This is a genomic window from Kluyvera chengduensis (genome assembly GCF_044197065.1).
GTDB classification, from domain to species: Bacteria; Pseudomonadota; Gammaproteobacteria; order Enterobacterales; family Enterobacteriaceae; genus Kluyvera; species Kluyvera ascorbata_C.
This window is the reverse complement of record NZ_JBIQOI010000006.1, coordinates 127,962-151,684: the sequence shown is the minus strand read 5'-3', so window position 1 is coordinate 151,684 and position 23,723 is coordinate 127,962. Positions and strand designations below refer to the sequence as shown.

The window sequence follows — 23,723 nt, the reverse complement described above, 5'->3', positions numbered from 1 at the left end:
TTATTGTACTCGACATGTAGCCCGGCTAAGCGAAGCGCCGCCGGGAAAAGCTCGGTCTTAACGACGCTCAAGCACTTCAAAACAGTAGCTATGAGAGTTCTGCTCATCCGCATCATGGAACTCGCTGAACACCGACTCCCACTGGTCCGGGTCGTAATCCGGGAAATGGGTGTCGCCTTCAACTTCCGCATCAATGTGCGTCAGATACAGCTTGTGCGCTTTCGGCAGGAACTGCTCGTACACGCGACCACCGCCAATCACCATAATCTCTTCCACGTCGCCGCAGGCAGCAATGGCTTCATCCACCGATTTCACCCACTGTACGCGATCGTCAGTGCCCGGCTGACTGCTGATAACGATGTTCTTACGGCCCGGCAACGGGCGTCCGATTGACTCCCAGGTCAGGCGGCCCATCACCACCGGTTTGTTTAAGGTGTTGCGTTTAAACCAAGCCAGATCGGCTGGCAGGTCCCAGGGCATGGCGTTTTCCATACCGATAACGCGATCTACCGCTAGCGCAGCAATCAGACTGATCATTGAGTGTGTCCCAGATACCAAAAAAATTGTCGCCACTATACGGAAAGCTTAATCTTTCGTCGACTGGCAGCCAGGTAAAGAATAAGAAAATTTTTAGTTTTGCTGGCAAGTCCACGGTAGGTTAAGTGGACAGCCAGCATTACACCTGATACGGCATCAGACCGTCGGCTTTACTTCCGGCTCGTCTTCTGGGTTACCGCTATGTTTTCCCTCTTCCGTGCCCTGCCAGCCATGGCGCTGAATCACCGACAGATGGTTGCGATCTTCGTTGATAATCTCGGTCAGCATCGCGCTGGTGCGTTTAAACGCCGCCGCCCGTGACGTATCGTCGTTTTCCGCCATCTCGACCATTTCTTCCATTAGCTGCACGTTAAAACGGCGGAACAGATCGGCACGCTCGCGCGCCTCATAGGCGCCAAGCCCCAGCGATTCCAGCGCCTGACGACCCGATTTCAGCGCGCCTTCGAAGGTTTCACGCTCCGGCGCGGCTACCCCTGCCTGACGCAGCTTGATGTAGTGCTCGACGTCGCGGGCGCGCGCAATAATCGTCAGATTCGGGAAATGCTCTTTCGCCACTTCGGTCAGTTCAAGGCTCGCCTGCGGATCGTCGATGGCGTTAATCAATACTTCCGCTTTCGCCGCCCCTGCCGATTCCAGCAGATCGGCGCGCGTAGCATCGCCGTAAAACACCTTCATATCGAATTTACGCAGCGTATCGACGTGATCCGGATCGTGGTCAAGGACCACCATTTTCACGCCGCTCGACAGCAGTAAACGGCCGGTAATCTGCCCGAAACGCCCGAAGCCCGCAATAATCACCCGCGGCTGTTCTTCATCGATTTCATCCGCTTCACGCGCATCGCCCGCACTGTTGCGTTTCTCAAGGCGGGTCAGCAGCACCAACAGAATCGGCGTGGCGGCCATCGACAGCGCTACCGCCAGCGTCAGCGCCTTCGCCCATTCAGGGTCCAGCACGTTAGCCATTTGCGCCGCGCCAAAGACCACGAAGGCAAACTCACTGCCCTGCCCCAGCAGCGCCGCGAACCACAGGCGCTGCGAGCGCGGCACCTGGAGCGGTTTGGCAATCAGCCAAAGCAGCGCGGACTTGATGACCAGGAAGCCCACCAGCAGCGTAACAATGCGCAGCGGGTTGTGAATCAGCGTGCCAAAGTCGATGGACATCCCGACGCCGATAAAGAATAGTCCCAGCAGCAACCCTTTAAACGGCTCGATATCGCTCTCCAGCGCATGACGGTACTCCGAGCTTGCCAGCAGCACCCCGGCCAGGAACGCCCCCATCGCCATCGACAGCCCGACCTCTTCCAGCAGTAAACCGAAGCCGAAGACCAGGAACAGGGCCACGGCGCTGAACACTTCACGCAGGCCAGACCGCGCCACGAAGCGTAACAGCGGTCGCGTAACATAGCGTCCCAGTACCACCACCAGCGCCAGCGCACCGGCCACCTTCAGCGCCGAGAAAGCAAACGCGCCGAGCGTCGTGGAACCGCCGCTGGTCGCCAGCAGCGGGATCATCGCCACCAGCGGAATGGCGGCGATGTCCTGGAACAACAGCACGGCAAAGGCGCTACGCCCCACCTGCGTCACCGTCAGGTTACGTTCGTTCATCGCCTGCATGGCAATCGCGGTGGAGGATAACGCCAGCGTCATGCCGATAAGCTCCGCCACCTGCCAGCGCAGGCCAAGGAAAATACAGAAGACGCCGATCAACGCGCCGCACAGCGCCATCTGCAGCAACCCGCCGCCAAACACCGAGGCGCGCAGTTTCCACAGGCGCTGCGGGTCAAGCTCAAGGCCAATCACAAACAGCATCAGTACCACGCCAATTTCGGCGAAGTGCAGAATAGACTCAGCATCGGTCACCAGACGCAGCCCCCAGGGGCCGATAATGCAGCCGGCAATCAGGTAACCGAGCACTGAGCCCAGCCCCAGGCGCACGGCGATAGGCACAATCAGCGCCGCGGAGCCGAGATAAATCAGCGCCTGTATTAGCGTATGGCTATCCATTGTTGTGCTCCTCCTGCCAGGCCAGTAACCGTTGTTTGTAGTGTCGCGCCTGCGCCTGCAGCGTCTCTTCGTCGCAGATAAACGTGCAGTGCACGGCAAACGGCGGCAGCCATTTCATGCCGCAGTACACCGCGGTGGCCTCCAGCGGCTGCCCGAGAACATCAAAGCCCGGATGCGAGCCAATCTCGAAGTGGCTCTCACCGCCGCCGGTGGTGACCGCCCACATCACGCTTTTGCCATGCAGCGCCGTACCGCCGTGGCCATAGGCCCAGCCGTGCGCCAGCACTTTATCCAGCCACAGCTTCAGCAGCGGCGGCGTGCTGTACCACTGCATCGGGTGCTGCAGAATAACCAGATCGGCACGAGACAACGCCTCCTGCTCGGCGGCAACGTCGATATTAAAATCAGGATAGAGGTGATAGAGAGAACGGATTTCAACGCCGTCGAGCGTCCTTACCTGCTCAAGCATCCGCTTATTCGCATGCGAGTGATGCGGATAAGGATGCGCATAAATAATAAGAATCATGTTTCGCCTGTCTTACTTCATTATTTTATCCCTGAGTTTAGACAGTTAATGATGACACTTACAGGATCAGTTAACACAACAGCAGGAATTGGGGGGCATGAGAACCACGCCCCCGACAGGATCAAGAAGGTTGATTGGCCGGTTTATCCGCGACCGGCGGTTGGTCAGATGGCGCGGTCAGGTCACAATGTTTCGGCAGGAAGAAGGTGATCGTCCCGGCGATAATTAACGAGCCCGCCAGCGCACATACCGCCACGTTCTGGCCGTAGAAGTAGATCATCACCCCGACCAGATACGGCCCGCAGAAGCCGCCCAGGTTACCCAGACCGTTGATGACGCCACGTGCGCTGCCCGCCACTTCCGGCATGGCGATACGCCCCGGAATTGACCAGAACGGACTGGTCGCCGCTTTCAGGAAGAAGCCACACACCACCAGCGCAATATAGGCCGCCACCACATGGTCACGCAGTACCACCGAAGCCAGCAGCGCGGCGGCAAAGCCGTAGAGTGAGAAGCGAACCCACAACCGACGCTTCCCGCTGCGGTCGCTGAACAGGGAGATAATGTAGATCCCGGCAAGCGTAGCGATAAACGGCAGGATAGCCAGCACGCCGACGCTCGCCATATTGGCGCCGGTCAGGTTTTTGAGGATCGTCGGCAGCCACAGCGTGTAGCCGTAATCCCCGGTCTGGTAGAAGAAGTTGAGCAGCACCAGCTTCATCAATCCGGAGTTGCGGAACACCTCCCGCACCGGCGCGTTGCTGACTGGCGCTTCCGAACGTCGCGCTTCTCGCTCGGCGGTTAACGCGGTAATCAGATATTCACGCTCGCGTTCCGGCAGCCAGCGGGCCTCTTCCGGGCGGTCGCTTATCATCAGCCACCATACCGTCAGTACCACGAACGACAGCAGCCCTTCGATGATAAACAGCCAACGCCAGTCGAGCGCTGAGATAATCGCCCCGGAGACCGGCGCGGTGAGCATGCCGCCCAGCGGAGCGAACATCATCACAAAGGCATTAGCGCGACCAATCTCTTTTTCCGGGAACCAGTTGCTGACCATCGTCAGCACCACCGGCAGCATCCCACCCTCGGACACGCCGAGAATAAAGCGCAGCACCAGCAGTTGGTATTCGTGGGTCACAAAGCCGGTGGCAATGGAGACAATGGCCCATGCCAGCAGCGACCAGGCAATAAAGCGCTTACCGCTGCCGTGTACCGCAATGCGCCCGCCCGGTATCTGCAAGAAGAGATAACCAATAAAGAATATCCCGCTCGCCACCCCCGCCATTTGGCTGGTAATCCCCAAGTCGGACTCCATACCGCCGGGCAAGGCGAAGCTGATATTAACCCGGTCCATAAACGAAATAATGCACGCGATGAGAACAGGCGCAATGATGCGCAGCCAGCGAGTGCCAGGTATTTTCTCAGTCATTATTTATACTCTCTCTCGAGGGGAGCCATGCTCAGCATGGCGAAAAGCACCGATGATTAATCAATGGCATTCGGCAGCGGCGTATCACTGAAGAAGGCGGCGACGTTATTGAACACCACCTCGCTCATCCGCTGACGTGTTTCGTGGGTGGCGCTCGCCACATGCGGCAGCAGCACCACGTTATCCATCGCCACCAGCGCCTCAGGCACATGCGGTTCGTCTTCATAAACATCCAGCCCGGCACCGGCAATCACGCCGTTTTGCAGGGCCTGAATCAGGGCTTTCTCATCCACCAGAGTGCCGCGCGCGATGTTAATCAGCCACGCGTGTTTTGGCATCACGTTAAACACGCTAGCATCGATCAGCCCGCGGTTTGCCGCGCCGCCAGAAGCGGCAATCACCAGAAAATCGCTTTCATGAGCCAGGGTGTGCAGGTCGGCGCACCACTGATAATCCACGTGGTCGAGCTTTTTGCGGTCGGTGTAGAGGATGTCCATATCAAACCCGCTGGCGCGACGGGCAATGGCCTGGCCGATATTACCCATGCCGAAAATGCCGATACGTTTGCCGCTGACCTGCGTCGCCAGCCCCGGCCCTTGTTTCAACCATTTGCCTTCACGAACAAATTTGTCGCCCTGGCAGAGCTGACGTGCGCCTGCCAGCAGCAGCCCCATCGCCAGGTCGGCAACGTCGTTGGTCAGCACGCCAGAAGTGATGGTGACGGCAATGTCATGGGCGCGGGTATAGTCGAGATCCACCGCGTCGGTACCAACACCAAACACGGCCACCAGCCCAGCGTTCGGCAATTGCTCCAGCACGGCGCGGGTAACGCCGATATCACCACGGGTAACCACCGCCCGCACCTGATGGCCGACATCGCGCAAGAAAGCCTGCGGGTCAGCCTGTTCATACAGACGATAGACATGGAAAGCGGTGGAGAGTTTATCCAGCAGGCCGTCTACGACCGGGGCAATCAACAGTACCGTGTTTGGGTTTGCAGTATTCATCGTGTTACCTGTTTAAGCGTTTAGAAATTTGTTACGCCTATCAAACGGGTTTTCACGATGTCATTTTGCGATCTGCATCACGCCAGATCGTGTTAGAAATCCGTGTTACGGATGACGTGATCGTGGAAGCAAAAGCCCGCTGGAATGCGGGCTGGATGGCAACAATTAAATAACATTACGCCATTTGCGGTAGGGCGGATAAGGCGTTTATGCCGCCATCCGGCAATCTGCTCAGGGCTGCCGGATGGCGCTTCGCTTATCCGGCCTACCAGTTAGATGGTTTCGCCCATCGATAAACGATAGTGCAAGTCCACCTTCTCGATAGTCGGTAAACCTTTTATTTTCTTGATTAAAATCTCAGTGGCGACCTTGCCCATCTCAAAGCGTGGCGTCAAAACGCTCGCCAGACGCGGGCTCACTACCTGACCAATTTCCAATCCATGGAACCCGGCAATCGCCATTTCCTGCGGCACCGTGATACCCGAAGCAATGCACTCCTGTAACACGCCCACCGCGAGGTCATCGTTGGTGCAGAGAATAGCGTCCATCTCTTTATACATCTGGCGGGCAAGGGTCATCATGCCGGTGCCAATCGACACCGAAGAGACCTTGTTCGGCGCAATACGTCCCACCGTCAGGCCCGCATCTTCCATCGCCCGACAGTAGCCCGCATAGCGCTGCTCATCGCGAATATCCGACATCGAGCCAAAATAGATAATCTGCTTTTTACCGCTCGCCAGCAGCATGTTGGTCATATCCAACCCGGCGCGGTAATTATCAAAGCCCACGTTGATGCGGTCGGCGTTATCCGATAAACCCATCACCTCGGCAATCGGGATTTTCGCGGCTTTCAGGTATTTCTCCGCCCGCAGCGTATGCACCGATTCGGTTAGCAGCAGCGCTTTAACGTTCAGCGCCAGCACGGTGGCAATCTGCTCTTCTTCGCGTTGGCTGTCGTAATCGTAGTTTACCACCAGCGTCTGGTAGCCGTGGGCGGTGGTGACGGATTCAATGCCTGCCAGCACGTCGGAGAAAATCTGGTTATTAAAGGAGGGAACGAGCACGCCAATGCGCGGCGCGGCATTGCTGCTGATGGCGGGGTTATCGGCATCCGGCTGGTAGCCCACCTCTTCAATCACGCTGGCAATGCGCTCGGCGGTTTCCGGCTTCACCTTCTCGGGCGTGCGTAAATAGCGGCTGACGGTCATTTTGGTTACCCCCGCCAGCGCGGCGATATCCTCTAACGTGATGCGTTGTACTTTCATTAGCCCTGCCCGTCATTGCCGAAATCCTGTGGCCTATTATGCCAGCAGGTTACAAAAAAGAGAAAGCGATAACCCAGCGTCAAAGCCCCGTATGGCGCGGTTTTCGCGCGGTTTTCCTCTTCAGGATCACACATGCTGTAACCCCTTTTTGTAACATAACCGAGAGTGATCTTCATCACAGTTTCTCCGGGGCAAAAACCGTGAGATAGGGAACATCTTCTTAGCGCATCGGCTCGCAATACAGGACACTGTGATGAACAACTTATTCAGCCTGCAAGGCAAACGCATTTTAATTACCGGCTCAGGACAGGGTATCGGCTACGTGATGGCCCAGGGGCTGGCCCAGTACGGCGCGGAAATCATCATCAACGATATCTCCGCAGAACGCGCCGAGCAGGCGGCGATGAAACTCCGCGACGAGGGCGCCATCGCCCATACCGCGGTCTTTAACGTCACCGACCCGGATTCGGTGGAAAACGCCATTGCCGATATTGAAGCGCGCATCGGTGCTATCGACGTGCTGTTTAATAACGCCGGTATCCAGCGCCGTCATCCGTTCACCGAGTTCCCGGTGAAAGAATGGAACGACGTGATTGCCGTGAACCAGACCGCCGTGTTCCTGGTTTCCCAGGCCGTGGCTAAACGCATGATGACGCGCAGCGCGGGCAAAATCGTCAATATCTGTTCGATGCAGAGCGAACTGGGCCGCGACACCATCACCCCGTACGCCGCCGCCAAAGGCGCGGTCAAAATGCTGACCCGCGGGATGTGCGTAGAATTGGCGCGCCACAATATTCAGGTTAACGGTATTGCGCCGGGCTACTTTAAAACCGCCATGACCCAGGCATTGGTTGACGATAAAGCCTTTACCGACTGGCTGTGCAAACGTACGCCAGCCGCCCGCTGGGGTGACCCGCAGGAGCTGGTTGGCGCGGCGGTGTTCCTGTCGTCGAAAGCCTCGGATTTTGTGAATGGGCATCTGCTGTTTGTTGACGGCGGCATGCTGGTTGCGGTCTGAGTCGGGAGCAAAACCATGGCAGGACAATGCATTATTCTAATGGGCGTCTCCGGCACCGGTAAAACCACCGTCGGGCAAGCGCTTTCCCAAGCGCTGGGGGCGAAGTTTATCGACGGCGATGACCTTCACCCACGGGCGAATATCATCAAAATGGCCTCCAGCCAGCCGCTGGAAGATAGCGACCGCCAGCCGTGGCTGGAGCGCATTGGCGATGTGATCTTTAGCCTCGGGCAGAAAAACGAGTCCGGCGTACTGGTCTGCTCGGCGCTGAAAAAGCGCTACCGCGACCAGCTGCGCGCGGGTAATCCGCATCTGCGCTTTCTGTGGCTGACCGGCGACTACGACTGCATCTTGCAGCGTATGCAGGCGCGCAAAGGCCACTTTATGCCGGAAGCGCTGCTGAAAAGCCAGTTTGCCGCGCTGGAAGCCCCGGACGATCGCGAGCCGGACATTCTGCCGGTCGATATTTCCGGCGACGTTCCAGGCATCGTTGCCCGCTCGCTCACCCTTTTAGCCCATCAACCCACATCGGGAGTTCCGGCATGATTATCGACACGCTTCATCACGCGGAGAAAACCGCCTTTTATCCGCAGGCTATCCGTAAGGCGCTGCGCGCCGTGATTAATCAGGAGCCACACACGCTACCGCCGGGAAAATATACCGTCGATGGCGATAACCTGTTCTTTAACGTGGTGGAAGGGGAAAGCAAACCGCTGGCCGAACAGCGTCCGGAGTACCATCGCCAATATATTGATATTCACATCGTGCTGAAGGGCGAAGAGATTATTGGTGCGGGAAATAAGGGGCTGGAGATTGTCGAAGACGGCGCGTTTAACGACGCGCATGATATTGGCTTCTGCACGCAAATCAGCAGCGAAACGCTGATTCACCTGCACCCGGAAGAGATTGCCATCATCTTCCCCGGCGAACTGCACCGCCCGATGAGCAGCCTTGGTGCAGGCGCACCGCTGCGTAAGATCATCGTCAAAATCAATAGCGCACTGATTTAAACGCTATGCGCTGGCCCCGCACTGCTTTCGCGGGGCCACGAATAACGTTTAGTTATCGAGCTCACCTATCGACCGAACCTGATCGCGGTTAATCTGTTCGGTTTTCCCGGTTTCGGCATTTTTATACGACACCAGACCGGTATCCTCATCGACCTGTGGTTTCCCGTCGGTCACGATAGTCTTCCCATCGGTGGTTTTTAACGCCTGGTTGGATGAACACCCAGCAACGGTAAAGAGTGCGCCGGCCGTCAGAATCGCTACGGTAAGTCGCTTATATTGCATCATGTTTCCCTCCTGCTTCTCAGCTAAAATCATTATCACTCTAACCATTTTAGGTTAGCTGGCTGAAAGCGTGAGGGAAACCAGAACACTCCGAAGCGGCATTTTAGCCGTGTTGTTGTGCAAAGCTCACCGCCGCGCCGATAAGATTGGCATCGTTGCGGTACTGGCACAGCAGTAGTTTCGGCATAAATTCCGCGAGATTTTTTTCCGCAACCAGATCGGTTAAGCGAGAGACGATCCCGGCAAAAATCGCATCACTGGCGGAGATCCCGCCGCCAATCACCAGACAATCCGGATCGTAGCAGACCTGTAAATTAAGCAGGCCGACGGCCATCCAGTGATAGAACTGTTCCACTTCCTGTTTCGCGACCTCATCGCCCTGCTCGGCAAGGCGAAACACCTCAGCGCCGGAAACAGAATCCAGCTCAAGCGACATTCGCAGGGCGTAACGGCGCGCCATCGCCACGGCGGTACCCAGCTCGCTGAACGTCTGCCCACCCTCCAGCGTCATCAGGCCAAACTCACCCGCGTAGCCGTGGTTACCGCGGCGCAGTACTTTATCTTCCAGGATAGCGCCACCGACACCGGAACCGACAATCACAAACAGGACGTGTCGGTCATCGCGTCCGGCGCCCAACGCCGCTTCGGCAATGCCCGCGGCATTGGCATCATTTTCAATGCTGACCGGCAGGCCAAACAGCGCCGTCAGCGCTTCGACGATGGGGAAATAGTGGATATAAGGAATGGCGCTCAGGCCACCTATCACGCCGCGTTCAGGGTCTACGCTGCCGGGAGCGCTGATTGCCACACCCTGAATATCATAGCGCTGCTGGTACTGACGGCAGATTTCCAGTAGTTGCGCCTGCATTTTCTCCCAGCTCTCTGGCGTTTTAACCGCGGCCGTATCGCTCAGCGTCTGCTGGTGCCAGACGCCGTATTTAATAGAACTCCCACCCCAATCAAATAACAAAATAGCCATATATATTCCGTAGTTATGAGTAATGTTGGCAAAAGAGAAGGCTATTATGCCAGGCGGTCGAAGGCTGAAACTTGCGCCCTCTCCCAACATTGAACAGTACGTCACGGTGCGGCGAGTCCGTTTCCCCGCCGCATGATTTCTATGGTACAAAGTATCAGCTATTTATTTCAGGGGCTTACCATGTCTGCATCCATCGACATCATTTCCTGTATTACCGACCGTTTTGTCGAGCTGACCGCCACCGAGAAGCGGATCGCCCAGTTTATTCTCGATGACGTTCAGACGGCGACCACCTTACCCATTGCCGAAATGGCGAAGCTGACCGAGACCAGTCAGGCATCGATTACCCGTTTCGCCCGCGCCATTGGCTGCAAAGACGTCCGCGAGCTAAAAGTGAAACTCGCGCAGTCGCTGGCGGTAGGGCAGCGCTTTATTCTCGATGTGCCGGATCTGGAAGGGGTACAAGGGATCTACGAAACGATCATCAACGTGCTGGAGATGAACCGCCGGGCGCTGGACCCCACCTCGCTCAGCCGTGCCGTCGGGTGGCTCAGCGGCGCGCGGCAGATCCTCGCCATCGGCATGGGCGGCGGCTCCACCATTTGTGCCCAGGAGGTGCAGTTCCGTCTGTTCCGCCTTGGCCTGCCGGTGGTGAGCCAGAGCGACGGGCTGCTGGTGAGAATGATGTGCTCGGCGGTGTCGCCAAACGATGTGGTGCTGGCGCTGTCGCTCGGCGGCTATACACAGGAAGTGGTGGAGAGCGCGGCGATAGCGCGTCAGTACGGTGCGAAGGTGATTGCCATTACCCCGGAGGCAACGCCGCTTGCCGAGAACGCCGATTTGGTGCTGCCGCTTATCGTGCGGGAAAACGACTATATCTTTAAGCCCAGCACCTCGCGCTACGCGATGCTGGCGATGGTTGACGTGCTGGCGACGGAATTGGCGGTGGTGAATAAAGCGGAGACGAAAAACCGTCTGCGGCGGATTAAGCTGGCGCTGGATAGTCATCGGGGCGGGGCTGACCGGCAGCCGTTGGGGGATTAGTGCGGGGGGATCCCCTCACCCTAGCCCTCTCCCCGAAGGGGCGAGGGGACAGTATCTGCGGGTTGGGGCTTCGGAGTTAAAATGGGCGTGCTTTTCTCCCTCTCCCTTCCAGGGAGAGGGCCGGGGTGAGGGTAAAACCCGCACCACCCCGCAAAGTTACTTCACCCGCTCCGCGTTGTAACAGGTCAAATCCACTTCAACCTTACAATCCACCACCAAATCCGCCACGCAGCACACGCGCGCCGGCGGATGGTCGGCAAAGAACTCGCGGAACACCTTGTTAAAAGACGGGAAGTAGCGCGCATCGGTCAGATAGACCTTCACATGCACCACGTCCGCCAGGCTGTATCCCGCGTCTTGCATAATATCCACGCAGTTCTGAATCGCCAGCCGCGACTGCTCAACAATACCGCCCTCCACCACTTCGCCATCCTTCATTGGTGTTTGCCCGGAGACATACAGCCAGCCACCGGCCTCAACGGCCTTGGCAAACGGCAAAGACTGCCCGCCGGTTCCCGTGCTGCCGCCGACGCCATAACGTTTAATGCTCATTATTGCTGCTCCTTAATTTTTCCGGCTGACCGGCGCAGGAATCGCCCGGCGCGCCCGATAATGTTGTGATTCTGCCCGTAGCTCATCACCCCGTTGACCATTACCGCATCGATACCGGCGGCGGGCTGCTGCGGGTCGCTGAAACTTGCGACATCGCGGATAGTTTGTGGGTCAAACAGCACCAGATCGGCAAAATAACCGCGCTTGATAAGTCCGCGGTCGGTGAGTTGAAAACGCGCCGCCGACAGGCCTGTCATCTTGTGCACCGCGACGGTAAGCGGGAACAGCTGTTCATCGCGGCTGTAGTGCCCCAGCACGCGGGGGAACGCCCCCCACAGGCGAGGATGCGGCATCGGGTCGTTGGGTAAACCGTCCGAGCCCACCATGGTGAGCGGATAGCGCAGCACCCGCTGCACGTCCTGCTCGTCCATGTTGTAGTAAATCGCGCCGGCAGGCATCAACCGCTTACCCGCTTCTTCCAGGGTCAGCGACCAGCTTTGCGCGATCTGCTTTAAGGTCTGCCCGGCCATCTCCGGATGCGGCGTTGACCAGGTGATAACGATGTCAAAATCGGCGGTAATCTGCTTCATATCCAGCGTCGACGAGCTGGCGGAATACGGATAGCAGTCGCAGGAAACGTCCTGCTGCTGGCGAACGTTATCGAACAGCGCCAGGGTTTCCACGGTGCGCCCCCAGTTATTCGCGCCCGCACATTTGTGATGCGAGACCACCACCGGCACCTTGCCGTGGCGGCCAATACGGAACGCTTCATCAAGCGCATCGAGAATGGGTTCAAACTCCGAGCGCAGATGGGTGGTATAAATTCCGTTCTCCGCCGCCAACTCTTCCGCCAGTGCCATCACCTCTTCGGTCGTCGACTGGAAGGCGGAAGCATAGGCAAGCCCGGTGCTGAGCCCCAAAGCCCCCTCCTGCAATGCCAACCGCAGCTGCCCGCGCATGGCTTGAATTTCTTGATAGTTAGCCGGACGAAACAGCGAGTCCATCTGGTTATTACGCAGTGCGGTATGACCGATCAGCGTACCAACGTTCACCGCCGGACGCGCCTGCGTGACCGCGTCCGCGTAGGCGTTAACCGTCGGGTAGATAAACTGTTCTGCATTGCCCAATAGGTTCATCGGATCCGGCACGTCGCCTGCGATCGTCGCACTCGCGGCGCTGATCCCGCAGTTACCGACGATCACCGTGGTCACGCCCTGGCTGATTTTGGGCAGGTACTCCGGCATGCGGATAACGTTAATGTCATCGTGGGTGTGAACATCGATAAACCCCGGTGCCAGCACGCGGTCGGTGCCGTCAATTTCATGCTGTGCCTGCCCGTCGATAGCGGGCGCAATCTCCACAATGCGATCGCCCTTGATGGCAACATCGCCGCGATACTGCGGGCCGCCGCTGCCGTCGATAACCGTGACGTTCCTGAACAGATAATCGAACTGCATCTCTTCTCTACCCCTGTCGTTTTCTGCCTTGAATTTGACCATTTACAAGCGCTGAAAACAGTGAAAGACTACGCAAAACATGCATTAATTAATGATACTTTTATTCAAAAAAATCAACGAAAACAATAAAAACAGATTATTTACAACAAGATAGATAATCAAACATTCATGATATAAGCTAAAAACCGGAAGGATTTATGTTATGAAATACCATGAAAGCCTCATCGTACCCCACAAATCCGCAACGCTATTTACCCCAACAAACATCCTCAATGAAGACGTTTGCCTGCCCGCCGCGGTCATTAAAAAAGCGGCGCTAACCAACAACATTCAGTGGATGCAGCACTACGCCGATACGCGCGGCGTCTCGCTCGCCCCGCACGGTAAAACCACCATGACACCGTGGATCTTTTCACAGCAGCAACAAGCGGGAGCCTGGGCCATTGGTGTGGGCAGCGCCTGGCAGGCAAGCATTGCTGCAGCAAGTGGGATCCAGCGCGTACTGATGGTGAATCAGCTCATCGGCAAGGCCAATATGGCGCTGATAGCACGGCTCAAAATGGGATACCCGGCGGTGGATTACCTGTGCTGCGTCGATAGCCTCGATAACGCCCGCGCGCTCTCGGCGTTCTTCGCCGCGCAAAACCAGACGCTGGATATTCTGCTGGAGCTTGGCGTACCGGGCGGCCGCTGCGGGTGTCGAACCGCAGAACAGGCGCTCACGCTTGCCGAGCAGGTTGCCACCTTACCGGCGCTGCGTCTGCGCGGTCTGGAGCTGTATGAAGGCGTGCTGCACGGTGATAACCCACAGCCGAAGGTGGAAGCGCTGCTGCGCGATGCCGCCGTGCTGGCCTGCCAGCTTGAGCGCTATGTGACGGGCGAGTTTATCCTCACCGGCGCGGGCTCCGTTTGGTACGACGTGGTGTGTAACGTCTGGCTTGCCGAGCCGAAACCGGCCGACTGCCGGGTGGTGATCCGCCCTGGCTGCTATATCACCCACGATGCGGGGATCTATCTGGAAGCGCAGAACGCGATCGTCGCGCGTGACCAGACGGCCTGCGACCTCGGCGGCGATCTGGTTTCTGCGCTGGAACTGGTGGCGATGGTGCAGTCGGTGCCGGAAAGCGGCCGGGCGATCGTCAATTTCGGCAAGCGCGACAGCGCGTTTGATGCCGGATTACCGCAACCCATTGCCCATTATCGCGCGGGGAAATTAGTAGAAATGGTGGCGAACAGCATTGAAACCACCGGTATTATGGACCAGCACGCCATGCTGAAGCTGGCACCAGGCGTGGACGTGAAGGTGGGGGATATTCTGGTGTTCAGCACCTCGCACCCTTGCCTGACGTTCGACAAATGGAAGGCGCTGCTGCTGGTTGATGACGAGTATAACGTGCTGGAAACGTTAGAGACGGCGTTCTGAGCCCCCGGCGTCGCGTTGCTCGGCCGGGCTACCGCGCATGTCGTTGTAGGCCGGATAAGGCTATGCCGCCATCCGGCAATCAGCGCCAATCCGCCTGATGGCGCTACGCTTATCAGGCCTACAAAACCGAATCGGTGCATGTAGCCCGGCCGAGCAACGCGACGCCGGGAAAGCATCACACTCACATCGAATCACATATCAAATCAACAATCAGCAACGACCCGTAACGCGCGTCGTTAAGCGGTAGCGTGACGTTTTGCTGATGGCTGAGTGCGCTTTCCTGCTGGCCAATCACGATGATATCCGCCCCTGCCCATCGCGCCTGATGCACAGCGGCAATCAGCGCGCTGCCCGGCGGCGTACCGGCAAAGACCACCAGCACCTGCCCAACGCCAAGCATCGAGGCGGTAATTCCCATTAACGCCGGATCCTGGCAGACGTTAGCCGGATACCCCTGCGTCAGCAGACGGTACTGTAATACGTTGGCGAACGGATTATCGGCGGTGCTGGCGCTAAAAATATGCACCGCTTTCGCCTGTTTAAGCAGGCTTGCCGCCCGTTCAACGGCGGCAGGCAGCAGCTCGTGAAGCTGCGCGTTCAGCGAATACTGGATCTGGTTAAGCCGCTCGCGCCACGGCCCCGGCATATCACCGCTGGCAACCGGTGCGCTGGCCTGCGCCAGCTTCATGCGCAAATCGCGAATATCGTCGCAGCCTGCGGCGCGGGCAAAGCGGGTGATGGTCGCCGGGCTGACCCCTGCCGCCGTCGCCAGTTGGTCGATGGTTGCTGAGGCGGCAAACGCCACGTCGCTGAGGATAGTCTGCGCTACGCGGGACTCCTGCTGGCTGAAGTCCTGCAGTCGTTGGCGGATCAGGCTCAGAATGTCATCGCTGCCATCGCGGCCAATGGAGTGCGAGAAACGATCGAGGATCTCGCTGCCAATGCCGGCGTTTTTCGCCAGCTTTTGCAGCGTACCGGCGTCCACCCATGCCGCGTCGCCGAGCATCGGTGCCGCCGTCGTTTTCAAACGATTCTCCTGCTGCTGATGGCGCACCTGGCCAATAAAGTCATTGAGGTCAGCACAGCCAATACTGCGCGAGAAATGCTGTAACGTCGCGGGGCTCACGCCCGCCTTTGCCGCCAGCTCTTCAATACTTGCCTCAGGTATCTGGGCAAAATTATCGAGAAAAAAGCGCGCCAGCCGGGATTCCTGCGCAGGCAGGCCCGATAGCCCATTCACCAGCTGATAAACAATATCCATAACCAGAGAGTCCTAATGTCGGCAAATTCTGCTCGTTAAAAACATCATAATTTATTGAAATTATTTTTCAATTCATTCGATCAACAGACGCTGACGCCTTCGGTATATGAGCAACAAATATTCGTTTTGCTTACCTTGATCACACTTTAACGCGGATAACATACCGTAAAGCAATATTTTAACGCCGATCACACTCATGAAAATAATTTTCATACATGCTACGTAAAACGGCTAATGTGTGAAATATGTTTTCAAGTGAGGGGAATATTGTCATGAAAAAGATCATGTTGTGCTGCGCCGCCGGGATGTCCACCAGCATGCTGGTACAGAAGATGCGCGCCGAAGCGGAAAAACGCGCGTTGGCGGTCGAGATTAATGCTTATCCGGTTGCCGAAATCGAAAGCATGCTGCCACAGGCTGACGTGGTGCTGCTCGGCCCGCAGGTGCAGTTTGAACTCTCTCGTCTGCGTGAACTGTCCGCACCATTAGGCAAACCGGTCGACGTGATCAACATGATGGACTACGGCACCATGCGCGGCGATCGCGTACTCGATAAAGCGATCCAACTGATGGCCTAAGGCCTCGGAGAGAATAATGAAAATTACCGTGATTGGCGGGGGCAGCAGCTATACCCCGGAACTGGTTGAAGGATTAATTGCGCGTCATGCTTCCCTGCCAATGGCGGAACTGGCGCTGGTTGATGTCGAAGGTGGTCGTGAAAAGGTCGAGATTATTGCCGCCCTCTCCCGCCGCATGCTCGACCGCAACGGTCTGGAGTCGGTGAAGGTGTCGGTTCACTTTGATGCCGATGAAGCGATTATCGGCTCAAGCTTCGTGCTCACCCAACTGCGCGTAGGCCAGCTACCGGCTCGCGCTGCTGATGAGCGTCTGGGCTTAAGTCACAAGCTGCTGGGCCAGGAAACCACCGGCGTTGGCGGCTTCGCCAAAGCGCTGCGCACCATTCCCGTGATGCTGGATATCGCCAAACGCGTTGAGCGTCTGGCACCGAATGCCTGGATCATCAACTTCACCAATCCGGCGGGTATCGTCACCGAAGCAGTATCACGTCACAGCAAGGCAAAGATTATCGGCCTGTGCAACGTGCCGGTGACCATGCACCACATGATTGCCGACATGCTGAAACTGCCTTACGACGACGTCTCGCTGCGCTTTGCCGGCCTGAATCATATGGTTTGGGTGCATCAGGTGCTGGCCGCGGGTCGCGATGCGACCGACGAGGTTATCGAGATGCTGTGCGACGGCGAGCAGCTGTCGATGAACAACATCAAGGCTATCCCGTGGCCACCGGAACTGCTGCGTGCGCTGCGTGCCATTCCCTGCCCGTATCACCGCTATTTCTGGCAGACCCGTACCATGCTGGAAGACGAGCTGGCGGATGCCGACAGCAAAGGCACCCGCGCCGAGCAGGTGATGAAGGTCGAAGCGTCACTGTTCAAACTGTACGCCAACCCGAATCTGGACAAGAAACCAGAGGAGCTGAGCCAGCGCGGCGGTTCGTTCTACTCCGAAGTGGCGGTCCAGCTGATTAACGCACTGCATAACAATCTTGGCATTGAGATGGTGGTGAACACCGCCAATCACGGTGCCATTCAAGGACTGCCGGACGACGCGGTGATAGAGACTAACTGCCTGATTGATGCGCTGGGTGCGCATCCGCTGGCCTTTGGTAAACTGCCGCCGCTGATGAACGGCCTGACCCAGCAGGTGAAGGATTTTGAGCGTCTGACCATTGATGCCGCCGTGGATGGCGATAAGCAAAAAGCGCTGCTGGCGCTGGTCGCCAACCCGCTGGTCGCCGATGTGAATCTGGCATCGGCGCTGGTCGATGAAGTGTTAACTATCAATAAAGCGTGGCTGCCGCAGTTTAGCCAACAATAAATAAAACAATAGCCCGGTCGGCAGCGTCTGCACCGGGCAGGGGGTGTCTGTGAATAAGTCGATAATAGATAAATACGTTTTACCGACCGCGCTCAAAATCGCCGGACAAAAACATGTACTTTCGGTGCGTGACGGGATCATCCTGAACATGCCGTTTATGCTGATAGGTTCGTTCTTCCTGATCTTCGCCTATCTGCCGGTGCCGGGTTACGGCACGCTGATGACTGAGCTTTTCGGCCCAACGTGGCAGGAAAAAGTGCTCTATCCGGTGAAAGCGACCTACGACATCATGGCGCTGATCTCAAGCTTCGGTATCGCCTACCGTCTGGCAGAGAAGTACCGCACCCTCGACCCGTTGACCGCCGGGGCTGTCTCCCTGGTGGCCTTCGTGATGACCATTCCACAACACATCATGTTTACCCCGGCGGGTAGCGACGTGGCGCAGTTGGTTAAAGGTGTCATGCCGATGGGTCAGATTGGCAGCCAGGGGCTGTTTGTGGCCATTCTGATTGCCCTGCTCTCAACCGAAATCTATCGCTTCGTTAACGATCGCAACCTGGTGATTCGCATGCCGGAAGGCGTTCCACCAGCGGTGGCAAAATCGTTCCTCGCGCTGATCCCTGGCTTCTGCGTGCTGGCGGTGGTGCTGGCGCTACGTCTGCTGGTTGAAGCGACGCCATTTGGCGATATCAACACCATGATTACCGAGCTGGTTGGTATTCCGATGAGCCACGTCGGCGGTTCGTTGCCGGGGATGATTATTTCGGTGCTGCTGATTGGCATTCTATGGATGCTCGGCCTGCACGGCGACACCATCGTGCTGGTGTTTATCCGTCCGGTCTGGCTCAGCAACATGTCTGAAAACCTGGAGGCGTTCCAGAACGGCCTGCCGATCCCGCACATTATCACCCAGCAGTTCTACGATCTGTGGATTGCGCCGGGCGGTACCGGGGCGCTGTTAGGGCTGGTTATCTTTATGATCCTGCGCAGCCGCAGCGTGCAGATGAAGCAGCTTGGTAAAATCGCCGCGCCGGGCAGCCTGTTTAACATCAGCGAGCCGATGGTATTTGGTATTCCAATCGTGATGAACCCGTACCTGGTGGTGCCGTTTATCCTGACTCCGGTAGTGCTGGTGATTGTTTCCTACGTGGCGATGACCACCGGTTTAGTGGCCAAACCGGCCGGGATTGCGCTGCCGTTCACGACGCCGATTGTGGTCAGTGGATACCTGGCGACCGGCGGACATATCTCCGGTTCGGTGCTGCAAATCGTCAACCTTGGGATTTCGCTGGTGATGTATTACCCGTTCTTCCGCATCTGGGATAACCTGAAATTCCGCGAGGAGCAGGCCAGCAAGTCGCAGCAGACCACCGCGGCGATGCCAGCAACGGAACAGTAACAAGGATATAAAAACAAAAACGCCGGGCATCTGCCCGGCGTTTTATTTTATTGCTCGCACTTATTTTTTAATCTGCGCGTGCATTTCCTGTACGGAAGTCACTTTGTCTTTGGCATCCGCATTCAGCGCCATCGCCGTCGCGAAGCCGCCGTTCAGGGTGGTGTCGTAATGCACCTTGTACTGCAGTGCGCTGCGGCGAATCAGCTTGGAGTCTTCAATCGCCTGACGACCTGCGGTGGTGTTGATGATGTAGGTGTATTCGCCATTCTTGATGCGGTCCTGAATGTGCGGACGACCTTCATGCACCTTGTTCACCAGACGCGGGTTGATACCAGCTTCGCCCAGCACAATCGCGGTACCGTGGGTTGCATCCAGCTCGAAGCCCTGTTTCAGCAGCTTAGCGGCCAGGTCAACCACGCGCTCTTTGTCGCCTTCACGAACGGAGAGCAGCGCACGGCCCTGTTTCTTCATGGTGGAGTTACTGCCCAGCTGTGCCTTAGCGAACGCTTCCGCGAAGGTACGGCCCACACCCATCACTTCACCGGTAGAGCGCATTTCTGGCCCTAACAGTGGGTCAACGCCTGGGAATTTGTTGAACGGCAGCACCACTTCTTTCACCGAGTAGTACGGTGGAATGATTTCTTTGGTCACGCCTTGCTGCTTCAGGGTTTTCCCTGCCATCACGCGCGCCGCCACTTTCGCCAGCGGTACGCCGGTCGCCTTAGAGACGAACGGTACGGTACGCGCCGCACGTGGGTTGACTTCAATCAGGTAGACTTCGTTGTCTTTCACCGCGAACTGCACGTTCATCAGGCCGCGTACCTGCAGTTCGAAGGCCAGCTTCTGTACCTGCTCACGCATCACGTTCTGAATTTCCTGGCTCAGCGTGTAGGCTGGCAGGGAACACGCGGAGTCACCGGAGTGAACGCCAGCCTGTTCGATGTGCTCCATGATGCCGCCAATCAGCACCATTTCGCCGTCGCAGATAGCGTCGACATCGACTTCAATCGCGTCGTCGAGGAAGCGGTCCAGCAGCACCGGCGCGTCGTTGGAAACGCTAACTGCGGTCTGGAAGTAACGCTTAAGGTCGACTTCGTCGTAGACGATTTCCATCGCGCGGCCGCCAAGTACGTAGGACGGGCGCACCACCAGCGGGTAGCCAATCTCTTTCGCCTTCTCAACCGCTTGTTCAATCGCGGTCACGGTGGCGTTCGCCGGCTGTTTCAGCTTCAGACGGTCAACCGCATGCTGGAAGCGTTCACGGTCTTCCGCACGGTCGATGGCATCCGGGCTGGTACCGATAACCGGTACGCCTGCGGCTTCCAGTTCACGCGCCAGTTTCAGCGGGGTCTGGCCGCCGTACTGCACGATAACGCCCTTCGGCTTCTCGATGCGCACGATTTCCAGCACGTCTTCCAGGGTGACCGGCTCGAAGTACAGGCGGTCGGAAGTGTCGTAGTCGGTAGAGACGGTTTCCGGGTTACAGTTGACCATGATGGTCTCGTAACCGTCTTCACGCAGCGCCAGAGAGGCGTGTACGCAGCAGTAGTCGAATTCGATACCCTGACCGATACGGTTCGGGCCGCCGCCGAGGACCATGATTTTATCGCGGTCAACGGATGGATTAGACTCGCACTCTTCTTCATAGGTGGAGTACATGTAGGCAGTGTCTGTCGCGAATTCTGCCGCGCAGGTATCCACACGCTTGTAGACCGGGTGCAGGTTGTACTGGTCACGCAGCTTGCGGATTTCCGCTTCGCGTACGCCCGCCAGTTTTGCCAGACGCGCATCGGCAAAGCCTTTGCGTTTCAGGTGGAACAGGAAGTCAGCGTCGAGGCCATTGATGCCCACTTCCGCCACTTTCTCTTCCAGACGCACCAGCTCTTCAATCTGTACCAGGAACCAGCGGTCGATGTTGGTCAGGTTGAACACGCCGTCGACGGAGAGGCCTGCGCGGAAGGCATCGGCGATGTACCAGATACGCTCAGCGCCCGCGTCTTTCAGCTCGCGGCGGATTTTGGTCAGGGCTTCAGGGTCGTCGAGGCTCACTTTCGGGTCGAAGCCGGTCGCGCCGACTTCCAGGCCGCGCAGCGCTTTCTGCAGGGATTCCTGCTGCGTGCGGCCAATCGCCATCACTTCACCAACAGATTTCATCTGCGTGGTCAGACGGTCGTTCGCGCCAACAAACTTCTCGAAGTTGAAGCGTGGAATCTTCGTCACAACGTAGTCGATGGACGGCTCGAAGGACGCCGGGGTACGGCCGCCGGTGATGTCGTTCATCAGTTCGTCGAGGGTGTAACCCACTGCCAGCTTGGCAGCCACTTTCGCAATCGGGAAGCCGGTTGCTTTGGAGGCCAGCGCCGAGGAGCGGGATACGCGTGGGTTCATTTCGATAACAATCAGGCGACCGTCTTTCGGGTTCACCGAGAACTGTACGTTAGAACCACCGGTTTCTACGCCGATTTCACGCAGTACCGCCATCGAGGCGTTACGCATGATTTGGTATTCTTTGTCGGTCAGAGTCTGCGCTGGCGCCACGGTGATGGAGTCACCGGTGTGGATGCCCATCGCATCGAAGTTTTCGATAGAGCAGACGATGATGCAGTTGTCGTTCTTATCACGCACCACTTCCATCTCGTACTCTTTCCAACCGATCAGCGATTCATCAATCAGCAGCTCGTTGGTTGGTGAGAGATCCAGACCGCGTTCGCAGATTTCTTCGAACTCTTCGCGGTTGTAGGCGATACCGCCACCGGTGCCGCCCATGGTGAAGCTTGGGCGGATGATGCATGGGAAGCCGACGTCAGCAGCAACTGCCAGCGCTTCTTCCATGGTGTGCGCGATACCGGAACGCGCGGTGTCGAGGCCGATTTTCTTCATCGCGACGTCGAAACGGCGACGGTCTTCTGCTTTATCAATCGCGTCGGCGGTGGCACCAATCATGGTCACGCCGAACTCTTCGAGCACGCCCTGACGTTCCAGTTCCAGTGCGCAGTTCAGCGCGGTCTGGCCGCCCATGGTTGGCAGAACTGCATCCGGACGCTCTTTTTCGATGATTTTGCGTACCACTTCCCAGTGAATCGGCTCGATGTAGGTCGCATCGGCCATTTCCGGGTCGGTCATGATGGTGGCCGGGTTGGAGTTCACCAGAATGACGCGGTAGCCCTCTTCACGCAGCGCTTTACACGCCTGGGCACCGGAGTAGTCAAACTCACACGCCTGACCGATAACAATCGGGCCCGCGCCCAGAATCAGGATACTTTTTATGTCTGTACGTTTTGGCATGGCTCTTATTACTCCTGATTATTTCGCGGACTGACGGTATTGCTCAATAAGCTCGATAAAGTGGTCGAACAGCGGCGCCGCATCGTGCGGGCCCGGGCTCGCCTCTGGGTGGCCCTGGAAGCTGAACGCCGGTTTATCGGTACGGTGAATCCCCTGCAGGGTACCGTCGAACAGAGATTTGTGGGTCACGCGCAGGTTGGCTGGCAGCGAGTCTTCATCAACCGCGAAGCCGTGGTTCTGTGCGGTGATCATCACCACGTTCTTGTCCATATCTTTCACCGGGTGGTTACCACCGTGGTGACCAAACTTCATCTTGATGGTCTTCGCACCGCTCGCCAGCGCCAGCAGCTGATGGCCGAGGCAGATGCCAAATACCGGAACGTCGGTCTGGAGGAATTTTTCAATCGCGTCGATGGCGTAGTCGCACGGTGCCGGGTCGCCAGGGCCGTTGGACAGGAACACGCCGTCTGGATTCATCGCCAGGACTTCTTCGGCGGAGGTTTTCGCTGGCACCACCGTCAGGCGGCAGCCACGGTCAACCAGCATGCGCAGGATGTTGCGTTTCGCGCCAAAATCGTAGGCCACGACGTGGAACGGCAGTTCTTCTTCGGACTTCGCTTCCGGCAGGTCACCCGCCAGCGTCCAGCTACCCTGCGTCCAGCTGTAGGATTCAGCCGTGGTCACTTCTTTTGCCAGGTCCATCCCATTTAAGCCTGGGAACGCTTTGGCTTTTTCTAAGGCCAGCGTAGCATCCAGGTTATCGCCTGCGATGATGCAGCCGTTCTGAGCGCCCTTCTCGCGCAGCAGTCGCGTCAGCTTACGAGTATCGATATCGGCAATCGCCACGATGTTATGGCGCTTGAGGTAAGAAGAGAGGTCTTCGGTGTTGCGGTAGTTGCTGGCAATCAGCGGCAGGTCGCGAATAACCAGACCCTGAGCGTGAACCTGAGAAGACTCTTCATCGGCGGCGTTGGTGCCGACATTACCAATATGGGGATAAGTAAGAGTGACGATTTGGCGAGAATAGGAAGGATCAGTGAGGATTTCTTGATAACCGGTCATTGAAGTATTGAAAACGACTTCCCCAACCGCCGAACCCGTTGCCCCGATGGCCCGACCGTAAAACTGGGTTCCGTCTTCCAGAACCAATAGCGCTGACTTAATCAAAACACCCTCCAGAGAATATTTACTCGCTTTATTTGCATATTAATGCATAACAATGGCACAAATCAATGCAAATCTGCTTACCGACGTATTTCTGGCAAACGGCGGCATTCTAGAGATAGCCTCGGCAAATGTCTACCTTAAAGGACAATTTTTAT

The 23,723-nt window shown here is 57.2% G+C and carries 22 protein-coding genes; 8 read left to right on the top strand and 14 right to left on the bottom strand.

Annotated elements, in window-relative coordinates; all coding sequences use genetic code 11:
• Positions 1-57: 57 nt before the first annotated feature.
• The 7 genes from folA to ACH1XZ_RS16260 form a co-directional block, all read right to left on the bottom strand.
• Entirely contained in the window at positions 58-537 is a 480-nt protein-coding gene (folA, locus tag ACH1XZ_RS16290) for a type 3 dihydrofolate reductase (RefSeq protein ID WP_368481116.1), read from the bottom strand.
• A 156-nt stretch (positions 538-693) separates the two neighbouring features.
• Positions 694-2,562 (bottom strand): glutathione-regulated potassium-efflux system protein KefC, encoded by a 1,869-nt coding sequence (gene kefC / locus ACH1XZ_RS16285; protein ID WP_395596403.1) that lies wholly within the window; start codon positions 2,560-2,562, stop codon positions 694-696.
• The gene (gene kefF, locus ACH1XZ_RS16280; protein WP_395596402.1) at positions 2,555-3,088 is read right to left on the bottom strand and encodes a glutathione-regulated potassium-efflux system oxidoreductase KefF; all 534 of its coding nucleotides are present in this window, start codon (positions 3,086-3,088) and stop codon (positions 2,555-2,557) included. The genes kefC and kefF overlap by 8 nt, the downstream gene beginning before the upstream one ends.
• Positions 3,089-3,209: 121 nt before the next feature.
• Positions 3,210-4,520 (bottom strand): MFS transporter, encoded by a 1,311-nt coding sequence (locus ACH1XZ_RS16275; protein WP_395596401.1) that lies wholly within the window; start codon positions 4,518-4,520, stop codon positions 3,210-3,212.
• A gap of 56 nt (positions 4,521-4,576) precedes the next feature.
• A complete protein-coding gene (locus ACH1XZ_RS16270) occupies positions 4,577-5,527 on the bottom strand; it encodes a 2-hydroxyacid dehydrogenase (protein ID WP_395596400.1) in 951 nt (316 codons plus the stop codon).
• A 272-nt stretch (positions 5,528-5,799) separates the two neighbouring features.
• Positions 5,800-6,792, bottom strand: a complete 993-nt coding sequence (locus ACH1XZ_RS16265) for a LacI family DNA-binding transcriptional regulator (RefSeq protein WP_395596399.1) — start codon at positions 6,790-6,792, stop codon at positions 5,800-5,802.
• A complete protein-coding gene (locus ACH1XZ_RS16260; RefSeq protein ID WP_395596398.1) occupies positions 6,792-6,971 on the bottom strand; it encodes a hypothetical protein in 180 nt (59 codons plus the stop codon). Before ACH1XZ_RS16260 ends, ACH1XZ_RS16265 begins: the two co-directional genes overlap by 1 nt.
• A gap of 74 nt (positions 6,972-7,045) precedes the next feature.
• On the opposite strand from ACH1XZ_RS16260, the gene idnO reads away from it, so the two are divergent.
• Genes idnO through ACH1XZ_RS16245 form a run of 3 tightly spaced genes read left to right on the top strand, consistent with a single transcriptional unit; the run spans position 7,046 to position 8,820 of the window.
• Positions 7,046-7,810, top strand: a complete 765-nt coding sequence (gene idnO / locus ACH1XZ_RS16255; protein WP_395596397.1) for a gluconate 5-dehydrogenase — start codon at positions 7,046-7,048, stop codon at positions 7,808-7,810.
• A gap of 15 nt (positions 7,811-7,825) precedes the next feature.
• Positions 7,826-8,356, top strand: a complete 531-nt coding sequence (locus ACH1XZ_RS16250) for a gluconokinase (RefSeq protein WP_395596396.1) — start codon at positions 7,826-7,828, stop codon at positions 8,354-8,356.
• A complete protein-coding gene (locus tag ACH1XZ_RS16245) occupies positions 8,353-8,820 on the top strand; it encodes a YhcH/YjgK/YiaL family protein (RefSeq protein ID WP_395596395.1) in 468 nt (155 codons plus the stop codon). The genes ACH1XZ_RS16250 and ACH1XZ_RS16245 overlap by 4 nt, the downstream gene beginning before the upstream one ends.
• A 48-nt stretch (positions 8,821-8,868) precedes the next feature.
• Here ACH1XZ_RS16245 and ACH1XZ_RS16240 read toward each other — a convergent pair whose 3' ends face one another.
• Both ACH1XZ_RS16240 and ACH1XZ_RS16235 read right to left on the bottom strand, forming a co-directional pair.
• Entirely contained in the window at positions 8,869-9,102 is a 234-nt protein-coding gene (locus ACH1XZ_RS16240; RefSeq protein WP_395596470.1) for a YgdI/YgdR family lipoprotein, read from the bottom strand.
• A 103-nt stretch (positions 9,103-9,205) separates the two neighbouring features.
• Positions 9,206-10,081, bottom strand: coding sequence for an ROK family protein (locus ACH1XZ_RS16235; protein WP_395596394.1), 876 nt, complete (start codon positions 10,079-10,081; stop codon positions 9,206-9,208).
• A gap of 180 nt (positions 10,082-10,261) precedes the next feature.
• Between ACH1XZ_RS16235 and ACH1XZ_RS16230 the strand changes: the two genes are divergently transcribed.
• Complete coding sequence (locus tag ACH1XZ_RS16230) at positions 10,262-11,125, top strand: MurR/RpiR family transcriptional regulator (RefSeq protein ID WP_395596393.1); 864 nt, start codon at positions 10,262-10,264, stop codon at positions 11,123-11,125.
• A gap of 156 nt (positions 11,126-11,281) precedes the next feature.
• Here the strand turns inward: ACH1XZ_RS16230 and ACH1XZ_RS16225 are convergent, their stop codons facing one another.
• Positions 11,282-11,677: a RidA family protein gene (locus ACH1XZ_RS16225; protein WP_395596392.1), complete on the bottom strand. Its 396-nt coding sequence runs from the start codon at positions 11,675-11,677 to the stop codon at positions 11,282-11,284.
• A complete protein-coding gene (locus ACH1XZ_RS16220) occupies positions 11,677-13,134 on the bottom strand; it encodes an N-acyl-D-amino-acid deacylase family protein (protein ID WP_395596391.1) in 1,458 nt (485 codons plus the stop codon). Before ACH1XZ_RS16220 ends, ACH1XZ_RS16225 begins: the two co-directional genes overlap by 1 nt.
• Before the next feature lie 202 nt (positions 13,135-13,336).
• Between ACH1XZ_RS16220 and ACH1XZ_RS16215 the strand changes: the two genes are divergently transcribed.
• A complete protein-coding gene (locus tag ACH1XZ_RS16215) occupies positions 13,337-14,557 on the top strand; it encodes an amino acid deaminase (RefSeq protein ID WP_395596390.1) in 1,221 nt (406 codons plus the stop codon).
• A gap of 181 nt (positions 14,558-14,738) precedes the next feature.
• Here the strand turns inward: ACH1XZ_RS16215 and ACH1XZ_RS16210 are convergent, their stop codons facing one another.
• Positions 14,739-15,818 carry a MurR/RpiR family transcriptional regulator gene (locus ACH1XZ_RS16210; RefSeq protein ID WP_395596389.1) on the bottom strand — a complete coding sequence of 360 codons (1,080 nt, stop codon included), beginning with the start codon at positions 15,816-15,818 and terminating at the stop codon, positions 14,739-14,741.
• A 272-nt stretch (positions 15,819-16,090) separates the two neighbouring features.
• Between ACH1XZ_RS16210 and ACH1XZ_RS16205 the strand changes: the two genes are divergently transcribed.
• From ACH1XZ_RS16205 to celB, 3 genes are read left to right on the top strand one after another with little or no spacing between them, the layout of a single operon-like run.
• Entirely contained in the window at positions 16,091-16,396 is a 306-nt protein-coding gene (locus ACH1XZ_RS16205; RefSeq protein ID WP_395596388.1) for a PTS sugar transporter subunit IIB, read from the top strand.
• Positions 16,397-16,412: 16 nt separating this feature from the next.
• Positions 16,413-17,717 (top strand): 6-phospho-beta-glucosidase, encoded by a 1,305-nt coding sequence (locus ACH1XZ_RS16200; RefSeq protein ID WP_395596387.1) that lies wholly within the window; start codon positions 16,413-16,415, stop codon positions 17,715-17,717.
• 49 nt (positions 17,718-17,766) lie between these two features.
• Positions 17,767-19,116, top strand: a complete 1,350-nt coding sequence (gene celB / locus ACH1XZ_RS16195; protein ID WP_035896004.1) for a PTS cellobiose transporter subunit IIC — start codon at positions 17,767-17,769, stop codon at positions 19,114-19,116.
• A 60-nt stretch (positions 19,117-19,176) separates the two neighbouring features.
• Here the strand turns inward: celB and carB are convergent, their stop codons facing one another.
• Positions 19,177-22,401 carry a carbamoyl-phosphate synthase large subunit gene (gene carB / locus ACH1XZ_RS16190; RefSeq protein ID WP_395596386.1) on the bottom strand — a complete coding sequence of 1,075 codons (3,225 nt, stop codon included), beginning with the start codon at positions 22,399-22,401 and terminating at the stop codon, positions 19,177-19,179.
• Between the two features lie 18 nt (positions 22,402-22,419).
• The gene (gene carA / locus ACH1XZ_RS16185; protein ID WP_395596385.1) at positions 22,420-23,568 is read right to left on the bottom strand and encodes a glutamine-hydrolyzing carbamoyl-phosphate synthase small subunit; all 1,149 of its coding nucleotides are present in this window, start codon (positions 23,566-23,568) and stop codon (positions 22,420-22,422) included.
• Positions 23,569-23,723: the final 155 nt, after the last annotated feature.